Origin of the sequence: Burkholderia sp. JP2-270, assembly GCF_003233675.1 — a bacterium.
In the GTDB taxonomy this organism is placed as follows: domain Bacteria; phylum Pseudomonadota; class Gammaproteobacteria; order Burkholderiales; family Burkholderiaceae; genus Burkholderia; species Burkholderia pyrrocinia_C.
In genome coordinates this window covers 1,460,045-1,472,064 of record NZ_CP029824.1, presented here as the reverse complement: position 1 = coordinate 1,472,064, position 12,020 = coordinate 1,460,045, and the positions used below count along the sequence as shown (strand labels likewise).

11 protein-coding genes are annotated in these 12,020 nt (G+C 69.7%); 2 read left to right on the top strand and 9 right to left on the bottom strand.

Annotated features, from left to right (window positions below; translation table 11 throughout):
- The first annotated feature begins 24 nt into the window (after positions 1 to 24).
- Positions 25 to 1,032 (top strand): sugar-binding transcriptional regulator, encoded by a 1,008-nt coding sequence (locus DM992_RS07035; RefSeq protein ID WP_111016229.1) that lies wholly within the window; start codon positions 25 to 27, stop codon positions 1,030 to 1,032.
- A gap of 16 nt (positions 1,033 to 1,048) precedes the next feature.
- Here DM992_RS07035 and DM992_RS07030 read toward each other — a convergent pair whose 3' ends face one another.
- Both DM992_RS07030 and DM992_RS07025 read right to left on the bottom strand, forming a co-directional pair.
- A complete protein-coding gene (locus tag DM992_RS07030) occupies positions 1,049 to 2,260 on the bottom strand; it encodes an MFS transporter (RefSeq protein ID WP_111016228.1) in 1,212 nt (403 codons plus the stop codon).
- Positions 2,257 to 3,453 (bottom strand): serine hydrolase domain-containing protein, encoded by a 1,197-nt coding sequence (locus DM992_RS07025; RefSeq protein ID WP_111016227.1) that lies wholly within the window; start codon positions 3,451 to 3,453, stop codon positions 2,257 to 2,259. The genes DM992_RS07030 and DM992_RS07025 overlap by 4 nt, the downstream gene beginning before the upstream one ends.
- A gap of 114 nt (positions 3,454 to 3,567) precedes the next feature.
- On the opposite strand from DM992_RS07025, the gene DM992_RS07020 reads away from it, so the two are divergent.
- Positions 3,568 to 4,452: a LysR family transcriptional regulator gene (locus tag DM992_RS07020; protein ID WP_111016226.1), complete on the top strand. Its 885-nt coding sequence runs from the start codon at positions 3,568 to 3,570 to the stop codon at positions 4,450 to 4,452.
- A gap of 13 nt (positions 4,453 to 4,465) precedes the next feature.
- Here DM992_RS07020 and ugpC read toward each other — a convergent pair whose 3' ends face one another.
- The 7 genes from ugpC to DM992_RS06985 form a co-directional block, all read right to left on the bottom strand.
- Positions 4,466 to 5,575, bottom strand: coding sequence for a sn-glycerol-3-phosphate ABC transporter ATP-binding protein UgpC (ugpC, locus tag DM992_RS07015; protein WP_111017846.1), 1,110 nt, complete (start codon positions 5,573 to 5,575; stop codon positions 4,466 to 4,468).
- A 58-nt stretch (positions 5,576 to 5,633) separates the two neighbouring features.
- Positions 5,634 to 6,332 carry an HAD family phosphatase gene (locus tag DM992_RS07010; RefSeq protein ID WP_111016225.1) on the bottom strand — a complete coding sequence of 233 codons (699 nt, stop codon included), beginning with the start codon at positions 6,330 to 6,332 and terminating at the stop codon, positions 5,634 to 5,636.
- Positions 6,329 to 7,180 (bottom strand): carbohydrate ABC transporter permease, encoded by an 852-nt coding sequence (locus tag DM992_RS07005; RefSeq protein WP_111016224.1) that lies wholly within the window; start codon positions 7,178 to 7,180, stop codon positions 6,329 to 6,331. Before DM992_RS07005 ends, DM992_RS07010 begins: the two co-directional genes overlap by 4 nt.
- A complete protein-coding gene (locus tag DM992_RS07000) occupies positions 7,177 to 8,124 on the bottom strand; it encodes a sugar ABC transporter permease (protein WP_111016223.1) in 948 nt (315 codons plus the stop codon). The genes DM992_RS07005 and DM992_RS07000 overlap by 4 nt, the downstream gene beginning before the upstream one ends.
- A 114-nt stretch (positions 8,125 to 8,238) precedes the next feature.
- Positions 8,239 to 9,564 (bottom strand): sugar ABC transporter substrate-binding protein, encoded by a 1,326-nt coding sequence (locus DM992_RS06995; protein WP_111016222.1) that lies wholly within the window; start codon positions 9,562 to 9,564, stop codon positions 8,239 to 8,241.
- A 61-nt stretch (positions 9,565 to 9,625) separates the two neighbouring features.
- Positions 9,626 to 10,987: a D-tagatose-bisphosphate aldolase, class II, non-catalytic subunit gene (locus DM992_RS06990; RefSeq protein ID WP_111016221.1), complete on the bottom strand. Its 1,362-nt coding sequence runs from the start codon at positions 10,985 to 10,987 to the stop codon at positions 9,626 to 9,628.
- Entirely contained in the window at positions 10,975 to 11,931 is a 957-nt protein-coding gene (locus tag DM992_RS06985; protein WP_111016220.1) for a sugar kinase, read from the bottom strand. Before DM992_RS06985 ends, DM992_RS06990 begins: the two co-directional genes overlap by 13 nt.
- Positions 11,932 to 12,020 lie beyond the last annotated feature (89 nt).

The window sequence follows — 12,020 nt, the reverse complement described above, 5'->3', positions numbered from 1 at the left end:
CGCGCACGACATGCGGTACAGTGGATGCCGTCGCGCGGCCCGCCGGCCGGCCAAGATCCGAACCGAATCGCTATCGTGTCCAAGTCCTCAGAAAAACTCGATCTCGCCACGCGTGCCGCGTGGCTCTATTACGTCGCGGGCGACACGCAGAACGAAATCGCCGAAAAGCTGCAGGTGTCGCGCCCGGTCGCGCAGCGCCTCGTCGCGTTCGCGGTCGAGAAGAACCTGATCCGCGTGCGCGTCGACCACCAGCTCGCCGACTGTCTCGATCTCGGCGCTCAGCTGTCGAAACGCTACGGCCTCGCGATGTGCGAAGTCGTGCCCGTCGATGCCGACGCGCCCGAAGCGATCGACCGCAAGCTCGCGGTCGCCGGCGCGCAGGTGATGGAGCGCTACCTGGGCGAGACGCGGCCGATGGTGATCGCCGTCAGCAGCGGCCGGACGCTGAAGGCCGCGGTCGCGCAGATCGCGCAGATCGACCGCCCGCAGCACCGGCTCGTGTCGATGGTCGGCGCGATCGCGGCCGACGGTTCGTCGAACCGCTACGACGTCGCGCAGTACATCTCCGAGAAAACCGGCAGCAAGCACTTCCTGCTGCCCGCGCCGCTGTTCGCCGACAGCGCGGCCGAGCGCGCGCAGTGGTGCAACCACCGGCTGTACCGGATCGTCGAGGCACTGTCGGGCAAGGCCGACGTTGCGTTCGTCGGGATCGGCAACACCGGCCCGCACTGCCCGCTCTACGACGACGGCTTCATCACCGAACAGGAGCTCGACGAGATGACCTCGCTCGGTGCGGTGGCCGAACTGCTCGGCATGCCGATCGACGCGCACGGCAAGATGATCGACGTGTCGACCAGCGCGCGCGTGACGAGCGTGTCGCTCGCCGCGCCGCCGAAACGCCCGACGATCGCGTTCGCCGGCGGCCCGAAGAAACGCGACGCGGTGATCGCCGCGCTGCGCGGCGGCTGGCTGTCGGGGCTCGTCACCGACGAGACGTGCGCGAGGGCGGCGCTCGACGCGAACGCAGACTGACGCCGCAGCCGCAAGCTCACGCGGCCCGCGGCGCCGGAAACGCATGCCGGCGCGCACGCCACGCGCCGATCCACGCGACCGCCAGCAGCACCACGAGCACCCACGGAATCGCGCCGGCGCCGGTTGCGCCGAGCAGCATCCCGCCCGCGATGCCGCCACCGGCGATCGCGAGATTCCACACCGTCACGAGCATCGACTGCGCGACGTCGGCCGACTCCCCCGCCACGTTCGCGGCAGCCGTCTGGAACAGCGTCGGCGCGCCGCCGAACGCGAGCCCCCACAGCGCCACGCCCGCATAGACGATCGCCATCCCCGATCCGGCGCCGAGCATCGCCGCCGCGAGCGCGAACAGCGCGATACTGGCGAGCGTAAGACGCCGTTGCGCGGCACCGATCCATGCGCCCGTCAGCGCGATGCCGACCAGCGACGCGATGCCGAACACCAACAGCACCACATCGACCTGCGCCCCCATCCGCACGCCCGCGAGAAACGGCGCGACGTACGTGTACAGCATGTTGTGCGCGAGCACGTACGCGAACATCACGGTCAGCACCGGCCGCACGCCGGGCAGCGTCATCACGCCCAGCACCGGTTCGCGCGCACCGGCCTGCTGCCCCGGGTAATCGGGTACGCGCAAGCGGATCCAGCCGATCAGCGCGAGCGCCGCGAGCGTGATCAACGCGAACGCGACGCGCCAGCCGAGCGCCGCGCCCAGCGCGGTGCCGGCCGGAATGCCGATCGACATCGCGACCGGCGCGCCGAGCATCGCGACCGCGATCGCACGGCCGCGCAGCGACGCGTCGACCATCCTGCTCGCATAGCCGGCCAGCAGCGCCCACAGCAGCCCGGCCGACATGCCCGCGACGAAGCGCGCGGCAAGCGTGAGTGCGTAGTACGGCGATGCGGCGGTCAGCGCATTCGACACGACGAAGCCGGCCAGCGCCGCGAGCAGCAGGCGGCGCCGGCGCATCGCGCGCGTCGCGGCGACGAGCGGTATCGCCGCGACGATCGAGCCGAGCGCATACACGGTCACCAACTGGCCGATCAGTGCGTCGGGCACGCGCAGGTCGGCGCTCATCAGCGGCAACAGGCCGGCCGGCAACGCCTCGGTGAGGATCGTGATGAAGGCGGCCGTCGCGAGCGCCAGCAGGTTCGCGACCGGCAGGCGCTCGCGCGCCTGCACCGGCCCGACGGAAACCTCGTCGTCGATCGTCGTGCAGTCGCTCATGCCGCACTCCCGATATCGACACCGTAGACCGCATCGCGCACGTCGGTCACGATCCGCCCGTACATGCCCTCGTACAGCGTATTGGTCAGTGCGACGACCGTCAGCCCGGCCGTTCGGTCGACGAGCCACGCATGCCCGTACGCGCCGCCCCAGCGCCACGTGCCGACCGACTCCGGCGACTGCGCGGCCGCCGGATCGTGCAGCACCGAAAAGCCGAGCCCGAAGCCGAAACCGGGCGCATCCTGCAGTTCGTGCGCGCCCGGCTGGATGCGCGCCATCTCGTCGATCCATGCGCGCTCGAGCCAGCCGTCGCGGCCGGTGCGCAGCGCGTCGAGCAGCGTCACGCAATCGCGCGCGGTGCCGACCATCCCCGCGCCGCCCGACGGCCACGCATCGCGATCGAACACGCGCGCCGGTTCGAAGCGGATACCGATCGTGCCGTCGAACACCGGCACGAGATCGGTGTCCGCCATCCGGCGCGGCGCGCCTGGCGTGCTCACGTAAGGCGTCGCGACGCGCGCGGCGTCGTGCGCGACGAACGCGGTGTCGGTCATCCCGAGCGGCGTCGTGACGAGCGCGGCCACCGCGTCGGCAAGCGGCCGGCCGTCGACCGCCTCGATCAGCGCGCCGACCACGTCGGTCGCCAGCGAATAGTCCCACGACGTGCCGGGCGCGAACCTCAGCGGTACGCTTGCGATGCGCCGCACATTCTCCGCGAGCGAAATGCCCGCGCGGTCCATCCCGTCGGACACGCCGGCACGCGCATACGGGCCGTCGCCGTCGGCTTCGAGGAAGCGGTAGCCGAGGCCGGCCGTATGCGACAGCAGATGACGCAACGTGATCGCGGCGGGTGCGCCGTCGGGCAGCGCCGGGCGGAATTCGGGCAACCAGCGTGCGACGGGTTCGTCGAGCGCGATGCGCCCCGCCGCGACCAGCCGCATCGCGGCGGCCGTCACGACCGGCTTCGTGACCGATGCGAGCCGGAACAGCGCGTTCTCCCGCATCGGCGTACCGGCTTCGCGATCGGCGAGCCCGGCGGCGCGCGCATAGCGCAGCTCGCCGTCGCGCACGACCAGCACAACCGCGCCAACGATGCGCTCGTCGGCGAGCGCGCGATCGAGTGCGTCGTCGAGCCGGCTGCGCAGCGCAGCGTCCGGTTCGGCACGGGAAACGGTGACAGGCAGGGATGACATGGCGTGACCTCTCAACAGTGAACGAACGTTCATCGTAGGGAGCCGACGCAAGAAGAAAAACCGGGTTAGAGTTCCGGACAATCCGGACGCTGGCGTCCGCAATCGGGAACTTGCATGGAAAATCTCGGCGGTTTCGTCGTGTTCGTTCAGGTCGCGGAAACGCGCAGTTTCGTCGCGGCAGGCCGCGCACTCGGGCTGTCGGCGTCGGCGATCGGCAAGCGCATCGCGCGGCTCGAGGCGCGCCTGAACGTGCGTCTGTTTCACCGCAGCACGCGCAGCATCACGCTGACGGCCGAAGGCACGCGCTTTCTCGAACGGTGCCGGCGCGTGATCGCCGAGATCGAAGCCGCCGAGCAGGAACTGACGCACAGTGCCGAAGCGCCGCGCGGACGCCTGCGCGTGAGCCTGCCGACGATCGGCACGCTGCTGCTGCCGGTGCTCGCCGATTTCATGGCCGCGTATCCGGAGATCGAACTCGATATCGATTTCAGCGACCGGCTCGTCGACGTCGTCGAGGAAGGTTTCGACGCGGTGCTGCGCACCGGCCAGCCGTCGGATTCACGGCTGTCGTCGCGGCTGCTCCGCCACTTCCGCCAGCACCTCGTCGCGTCGCCCGACTACCTCGCCCGGCACGGCACGCCGCGCACACCGGCCGATCTCGCGCTGCACCGCTGCCTGCACTACCGCTTTCCGAGCAGCGGCAAGCTCGAAACCTGGCCGCTGCGCGTGCCGCGCTCGGGCACGCCGCCCGAAGTGCCCGTCTCGATGGTCAGCAACAGCGCGGAAGCGCGCCTGCGCTTCACGCTGCGCGGGCTCGGCATCGCGTGCCTGCCCGAGTTCTTCGTGCGCGACGCGCTCGACGACGGCACGCTGTGCGCGGTGCTCGACGAACACGTCGCGAGTTGCACGCCGATCTACGTGCTGTGGCCGTCGGGCCGCCATCCGACGCCGAAGCTGCGCGCGTTCGTCGACTTCATGGCCGCAAACCTGCGCTTCTGACCGAATACAGCCGTCACGCGGCCTTCGCGTGCACGCTGAGCCGGCGGAACGCCTGCCCGTGCTCGTCGAACAGATGGCAGTGCTCGGCCTGCGCGTGCACGTGCAGCGCCTCGCCGGTGCGATACGTGTCGAGCGGCGGAATCCGCGCGATCAGCCCGTCCGGCGCGACCGCCGACTCCGCGTACAGATACGCGGCATCGCCGAGCGACTCGACGGCCATCGTCCGCGCGGCGACGCCCGTGGCCGCCGTGCCCACCAGCAGGTGCTCGGGCCGCACGCCGACCGTCACCGCGGCGCCGCGCTGCAGCCCGGCCGCCTCGACCGCGACGCGCTGCGTCTCGCCGCTGTCGAAACGCACCAGCACGCCGCCCGCGTCGACCGATTCGACCGCACCCTTCAGGAAGTTCATCTTCGGCGAACCGATGAAGCCCGCAACGAACTGGTTCGCCGGCGCGTGATACAGCTCGTTCGGCGTGCCGACCTGCTGCACCGCGCCGCCCGACAGCACGACGATCTTGTCGGCGAGCGTCATCGCCTCGACCTGGTCGTGCGTCACGTAGATCATGGTCGTCTTCAGTTCGTCGTGCAGCCGCGCGAACTCCAGCCGCATCTTCACGCGCAGCGCGGCGTCGAGGTTCGACAGCGGCTCGTCGAACAGGAACACCTTCGGCTTGCGCGTGATCGCGCGGCCGATCGCGACGCGCTGCCGCTGGCCGCCCGACAGCTGCTTCGGCTTGCGATCGAGCAGATGATCGATGTGCAGGATCTTCGCGGCCTGCTTCACGGCCTGATCGATCTCGGGCTTCTTCGCGCCCGCGAGCTTGAGGCCGAACGCCATGTTGTCGTACAGCGTCATGTGCGGGTACAGCGCATACGACTGGAACACCATCGCGATGCCGCGCTTCGCGCTCGGCACGTCGTTGACCTTCGCGCCGTCGATCAGCAGGTCGCCGCTCGAAATATCCTCGAGGCCCGCGATCATCCGCATCAGCGTGGATTTGCCGCAGCCGCTCGGGCCGACGAACACGACGAATTCGCCGTCGGCGATGTCGAGGTTCACATTGCGCAGCACTTCGGTTTCGTCGTAGCGCTTCGCGATATTGCGCAGGAGCACGCTTGCCATGATCTGTCTCCGTTCGTTCGTGATGCGCCGCATTCAGGCATGCGGCGCGTAATCGTTGCTAGTTCGGCAGCACCGCGCCCGTCGCCTGCCAGCGCGCGGCATAGCCGGGCAGCTCGTGCATGTCGTCGAATACGTGACGCGCGCCGATGCCGCGCAGTGCGTCGACCTGCGCGGCCGACGCATGCCCGCCGCCGACGAAGCCGAGCACGGTCATGCCGGCCGCCGCCGCCGCGGTGATGCCGGTCACGCTGTCCTCGACGACGAGGCACTGCGCGGGCGCGACGCCGAGCGTGCGCGCGGCCGCGAGATACACGTCCGGCGCCGGCTTCGGCCGCGCGACCGAATCCGCGCAGAACAGCCGCTCGCCGAAGAAGCGCGCGAGGCCCGTGCGCGCGAGCGCCGCCTCGACGTATGCGCGGTAGCTGTTGCTCGCGCAGGCCGTCGTCAGTCGAATCGCGCCGAGCGCCGCGTCGATGCCTTCGACCATCGGCGCATTGACGGCCGCCGCCTCGACCGCGCGGCGGATCGCTTCGACGTCGTCGGCCGACAGCGTGCGGCCGACGGCGTCGGCAGCGCCTGCCAGCACGCGTTCGATGCGCAGCCCGAGCAGCGGCATCACGGCCGGCCGCGCATCGACGCCCGGCCAGCGCGCATCGAGTTCGCTCACGATCACGTCGGCGGCGACGGCCTCGCTGTCGATCAGCACGCCGTCGCAATCGCAGATCAGCACGTTCGCACCCGGCCCGGCCGCGCTCATTTGACCGCTCCGAACGTGAGCCCGCGCACGAGCTGCTTCTGCGACAGCCAGCCGACGATCAGGATCGGCGCGACCGCGAGCAGCGACGCCGCGGACAGCTTCGCCCAGAACAGCCCCTCGGGGCTCGAGTACGACGCGATGAACACGGTCAGCGGCGCCGCGTTCGAGCTCGACAGGTTGATGCTCCAGAACGCCTCGTTCCACGACAGGATCACGAGCAGCAGCGCGGTCGACGCAAGCCCTGGCAGCGCCATCGGCATCAGCAGGTAGACGATCTCCTGCCAGGTCGACGCGCCGTCGATGCGACCGGCTTCCAGGATGTCCTTCGGGATCTCGTTGAAGTACGTGAAAGTCATCCACACCGCGATCGGCAGGTTGATCAGCGTGTAGACGATCACGAGGCCCGACACCGTGTCGAGCAGCCCCGCGTTCTTCCACAGCAGGTAGATCGGCACCAGCACGCCGACCGAAGGCATCATCTTCGTCGACAGCATCCACAGCAGCACCTTCTGCGTGCGGCGGTTCGGGAAGAATGCCATCGCATAAGCGGCCGGCACCGCGAACAGCAGCGAGATCACCGTGACGCCCGCCGAGATCAGCACCGAATTCCACGCGAACGAGAAGTAGTTGCTGCGCGCGAACACCTCGCGGAAGCTGTCGAGCGTCGGCATGAAGAACAGCGTCGATGCGTACGCCTGCTGCTCGGTCTTGAACGCGGTGATCGCCATCCAGAAGATCGGGAAGAACAGCAGCAGCGCGATCAGCCACGCGAGCGCGCCGGGCAGCGCGCGCCGCACGAGGTCGAACACGGCCGGCGCGCGCCGGCCTTCGAAGGTCAGGTCGCTCATTTCTCGTACTCCCCCTTCAGGTTGCGCGCGAGCATCCGCACCAGGAAGAACGACACGACGTTCGCGACCACGACGGCGATGATGCCGCCCGCGGACGCGAGGCCGACGTCGAACTGCTGCAGGCCGAGCGCGTAGATCAGGTACGACAGGTTGGTCGTGGCGTCGCCGGGGCCGCCGCCGGTCGTCGTATAGATCTCCGCGAAGATCGACAGCAGGAAAATCGTCTCCATCATCACGACCACGGCGATCGCGCGCTTCAGGTGCGGCAGCGTGATGTAGAAGAACATCGCGATCGGACCCGCGCCGTCGATGCGCGCGGCTTCCTTCTGTTCCTGGTCGAGCGACTGGATCGCGGTGAACAGGATCAGGAACGCGAACGGCAGCCATTGCCACGCGACGATGATGATCACCGCGGTGAGCGGATAATCGGCGAACCAGTCGATCGGCGTCATCCCGAGCGCGCGCATCGCGCTCGCGACGAGCCCGTATACCGGGTGCAGGATCATGTTCTTCCAGATCAGCGCGGATACCGTCGGCATCACGAAGAACGGCGCGATCGCGAGCAGCCGCGCGATGCCCTGCCCGTAGAACTTGCGGTCGAACAGCACGGCCATCAGCACGCCGCCGACCACCGTGATCGCGAGCACCGCGCCGATCAGCACGAGCGTGTGCCAGATCGCCGGCAGGAACGATGGATCGGTCGCGAGGAAACGGTAGTTGTCGAGCCCCGCGAAACCCTTCACGTCCGGGTTCAGCAGGTTGTAGCGCGAGAACGAATACCAGATCGTCATCGCGAGCGGAATCGACATCCACAGCAGCAGCACCGCGACGGACGGCGAGACGAGCCAGCTCGCGCCGCCACGCGCGCGGCGCGGCGCGCCTGGCGGCAACGACGCGTCGCCGACCGACGGCGCGTGGCTCAGGGGAAGACGCAGGTGACGCATGATCGGAGTCCCTCCGGTTGATGCGCGGGCGCGAACGGCCTGCCCGCCTTTCGGCTTCGCCGGCCCGCACCGCGCGCGACGGCGCACGGCGCGGGCCGCGCGACTGCTTGCGCGTTACTTCTTGTAGCCGGCCTGCCGTACCGCGCGGTCGGCGGCGGCCTGCCCGGCGGCGAGCGCCTGGTCGACCGTCATCTGCCCTGCAACCGCGCCCGCGATCGACTGGCCGACCACCGTGCCGAACGACTGGAATTCAGGAATCCCGACGTACTGCACGCCCGTGTACGGCACCTTCTTCAACGACGGATCGTTCGGGTCGGCCGTCTCGATCGCCTTCAGCACGAAGTCCGAGAACGGCGCGGCGGCCTTGTACTCGGGGCGCTGATAGGTCGACGCGCGCGTGCCCGGCGGCACCGACGCCCAGCCCTCGTCCTTGCCGACCATCTCGATGTACTGCTTCGACGTCGCCCACGCGATGAACTTGCGCGCGGCGTCCTGCTGCTTCGACGTCTTCGGCACGGCCAGCGCCCACGCCCACAGCCAGTGCGAGCCCTTCGGCGTGGCGGCGACCGGCGCGGCCGCGAAGCCGATTTTGTCGGCCACCTGCGACTGCTGTTTGTTGTAGAGCATCCCGGCCGCGACCGTCGCGTCGATCCACATCGCGCACTTGCCCGACGCGGTCAGCGTCAGGTTCTCGTTGAAGCCGTTCGAGCTCGCTCCCGGCGGGCCGTTCTTCTTCAGCAGGTTCACGTAGAACGTGATCGCCTTCTTCCATTCGGGCGACGTGAGCTGCGCGTTCCAGTTCTCGTCGAACCAGCGCCCGCCGAACGTGTTCACGACCGTCGACACGAACGCCATGTTCTCGCCCCACCCGGCCTTGCCGCGCAGGCAGATCCCGTAGGTGCCCTTCGACTTGTCGGTGAGCTTGTCCGCGAACTCGGCGATCTGGTCGTAGGTCGGCTGGTCGGGCATCTTCAGCCCCTTCGCCGCGAACAGGTCCTTGCGGTAGAACGTCATCGAGCTTTCGACGTAGAACGGCAGCGCATAAAGCTGGCCGTTGTACGACAGGCTGTCGCGCGCGGTCTTCACGATGTCGTTCAGGTCGTAGTCGGCGGGCAGGCCCGTGATCGGCGCGAGCCAGCCGCGCTTGCCCCACTGCGGCGTCTCGTAGGTGCCGATCGCCATCACGTCGAACTGGCCGCTGCCGGTCGTGATGTCGGTCGTCGCGCGCTGGCGCAGTACGTTTTCCTCGAGGATCACCCAGTTCAGCTTGATGTCGGGATTCGCCTTCTCGAACGCCGGCGACAGCTTCTTCAGCTCGATCATGTCGGGGTTGTTCAGCGTCGCGATCGTCAGCGTGCCGGCGGACGCGGCGCAGGCGGCCGTCGCGAGCGCGGCTCCGGCGAAGCAGCGTGCGGCGGCGTCGAGCATCTTTCGTTGCATGGCATGTCTCCTGTGATTGTTCGAAGTGTCGTCAGTCTTGCGTCAGTCCCTTCGCGGCCCGTCACGCCGGCCGCTGCATTCCGCACGCGCGCGCATAGTGCGCGATCACGTCGCGTATCCGGTGGCGCACCCACGCGCGCGGCTCCTTCGCGAGCCCGCCCGCGCGGCACGCCGCGTAGACATCCGGCAGCCACTGCGCGACGAGCGTCTCGGGCACCGGCTGCCGCGCGAGGTTGCCGAACAGCTGCTCGACCGCGGCCGCGACGGCCGGCTGCAGCCAGTAGTAGCGAATCCGGTCGCTGTAGCTGAACTGGCGCGCGAGCCGCTGCTCGGTTTCGTCGCCGCGGTAGTACGGCGCCCAGTGCTCGGGCTGCGCGCGCATCGCGGCGTCGACGACCTCGCGCAGCCGCGAGCGCTGCGCGAGGTCTTCGATCAGCGCATCCTCGATGAACGTCAAGGCGAACAGCGCCTCGCGCAGCGCGAACGTCAGCGCGGGGCCGACCTTCAACACCGCAAAGTGGTCGCGCACGAGCGCGGCGAGCGCGCCCTCGGTCTGGTAATCGGTCGAATGCGCCTCGAACACGAGGCGCGGTGTATGCAGGATACTCGCGCCGAGTGACGCCGCCTTGGCACTGTCGTAGTCGAGCACGTGGCGATCGTCGAAGTCGACACCCGGCTGCGCGACGATCGCGACGACGCGCGTCCACGCGTCGTCGAGCCCGGCCGCCGCGAATGCGCTGCGGTGCGCGTCGAGCGTCGCCGCGATGCTGTCGCAGCGCGTAACCGCGATCTGAGCGATCGCCGCGCCGTTCGCATCGTCCGGATTGCCGCTGACCTCGCCGCCCGGCGTCGGCACTTCGGTGCCGATCACGTAGACGGGCGCGATCCCGACGCGCGCCGCCGCGTCTTCCGCCACGCGGCACAGCTCGGCCGCGCGTGCGGCGATCGTGCGGTCGTCGAGCCGCGCCGGATCGTCCGCGCACGCCATGCTCGCATCGAGGTGGATCTTTTCGAAACCGGCTTCGACATACGCGGCGACCATCGCGCCGGCCTCGCGCATCGCATCGGCCGCGCGGCGGTGCCGCCACGGGTTCGGGCCGAGATGGTCGCCGCCGAGCACGAGCGCCGACGGCGCGAGCCCGCAGCGCGCGGCGATCGCATCGACGTCGCGGCGGAAATCGGCGGGCGTCATGCCCGTATAGCCGCCGAGATGGTTCACCTGGTTGCAGGTCGCCTCGATCAACAGCGGCGAGCCGTCCGCGCGCGCGGCTTCGCACGCGGCCTCCAGCACCAGCCGGTGCGCGCTGCAGATCGAATAGATGCCGCGCTGCGCGTCCGCGCGGTTCGCGTCGAAAATCATCCGCAGCACGGCGTCCGCGTGCGCGGTGCGCGGGCGTTCTGCGACGGTCGTCAGGCCGGACATGCCACACCTCGTTCGGTCAGGAAGCGGTCGATCTCGGCCGCGCTGCTGCTGCCTTCCATCGGGCCGCGCCGCGTAACCGCGATCGCGCCTGCCGCGTTCGCGCGGCGCAGCGCGACCTCGATCGGCACGCCCGCGACGAGGCTCGCGACCAGCGTGCCGCCGAAGCAGTCGCCGGCGCCGGTCGGGTCGATTTCGTCGACCGGAAACGCCGGCGCTTCGGCACGGTTCGCGCGATCGAACGCGACGCTGCCCGCGGCGCCGCGCTTCAGCACGACGCGCTCGAGCAGCGGATGCGTCGCGAGCAGGCCCGCGATCGCGCGCTCGGCCGGCTGCGGCCCGCAGAAGAACGGCAGGTCGGCCTCGCTCGGCAGGAACAGGTGGCAGGCCGCGAGCATCTCGTCGAGCGCCGCGCGCATCGGGCGAAAGCTCAGCATCTCGGGGCGCACGTTCGGATCGAACGACACCTTCGCGCCGGCGCGCGCGGCCTCGATCACGCCGCGCTGGATCGCCGCGATCGCCGATTCGCTCGTCAGCGACGAGCCCATCACGTGGAAATAACGACAGCCGTCGAACATCGCCGTATCGACATCGGACGCATCGACGCACGCGGCCGCGCTGGTGGAAAGATTGAAGACGAAGCTGCGCGAGCCGTCGTCGCGATACGCAACAAACGCGGTGCCGGTCGGGCGCGCGACGCGGCGGATGCGCGCGACATCGACGCCGTCGCGTTCGAGCCGCGCGACGATCGCGTCGCCGAACGCGTCGCGACCGACGCAGCCCGCATACGCGACGCGCGCGCCGAGCCGGGCGGCCTGATCGGCAAAGATCGCGGGCGCGCCGCTCGGGAACGGTCCGGCGAACAGGCCCGGCGCATCGAAGCCCTGGCCGCGCTCGGCGGCGACGAATTCGGCGAGCAGTTCGCCGGCGACGACGATCGCGGCCATCAGGCGTGCCCTCTTCGTCCGAAGGCGGCCTCGGCGTGCGGCGATGCCGCGTCGTCGAAGGCCGGCCGGCAGGTTGCGCGTGCGAGCGG

Coding starts and splice junctions, on each gene's coding strand:
- DM992_RS07035 (WP_111016229.1), top strand. CDS start 25: ATGCCGTCGCGCGGCCCGCCGGCCGGCCAAGATCCGAACCGAATCGCT.
- DM992_RS07030 (WP_111016228.1), bottom strand. CDS start 2,260: ATGAGCGACTGCACGACGATCGACGACGAGGTTTCCGTCGGGCCGGTG.
- DM992_RS07025 (WP_111016227.1), bottom strand. CDS start 3,453: ATGTCATCCCTGCCTGTCACCGTTTCCCGTGCCGAACCGGACGCTGCG.
- DM992_RS07020 (WP_111016226.1), top strand. CDS start 3,568: ATGGAAAATCTCGGCGGTTTCGTCGTGTTCGTTCAGGTCGCGGAAACG.
- ugpC (WP_111017846.1), bottom strand. CDS start 5,575: ATGGCAAGCGTGCTCCTGCGCAATATCGCGAAGCGCTACGACGAAACC.
- DM992_RS07010 (WP_111016225.1), bottom strand. CDS start 6,332: ATGAGCGCGGCCGGGCCGGGTGCGAACGTGCTGATCTGCGATTGCGAC.
- DM992_RS07005 (WP_111016224.1), bottom strand. CDS start 7,180: ATGAGCGACCTGACCTTCGAAGGCCGGCGCGCGCCGGCCGTGTTCGAC.
- DM992_RS07000 (WP_111016223.1), bottom strand. CDS start 8,124: ATGCGTCACCTGCGTCTTCCCCTGAGCCACGCGCCGTCGGTCGGCGAC.
- DM992_RS06995 (WP_111016222.1), bottom strand. CDS start 9,564: ATGCAACGAAAGATGCTCGACGCCGCCGCACGCTGCTTCGCCGGAGCC.
- DM992_RS06990 (WP_111016221.1), bottom strand. CDS start 10,987: ATGTCCGGCCTGACGACCGTCGCAGAACGCCCGCGCACCGCGCACGCG.
- DM992_RS06985 (WP_111016220.1), bottom strand. CDS start 11,931: ATGGCCGCGATCGTCGTCGCCGGCGAACTGCTCGCCGAATTCGTCGCC.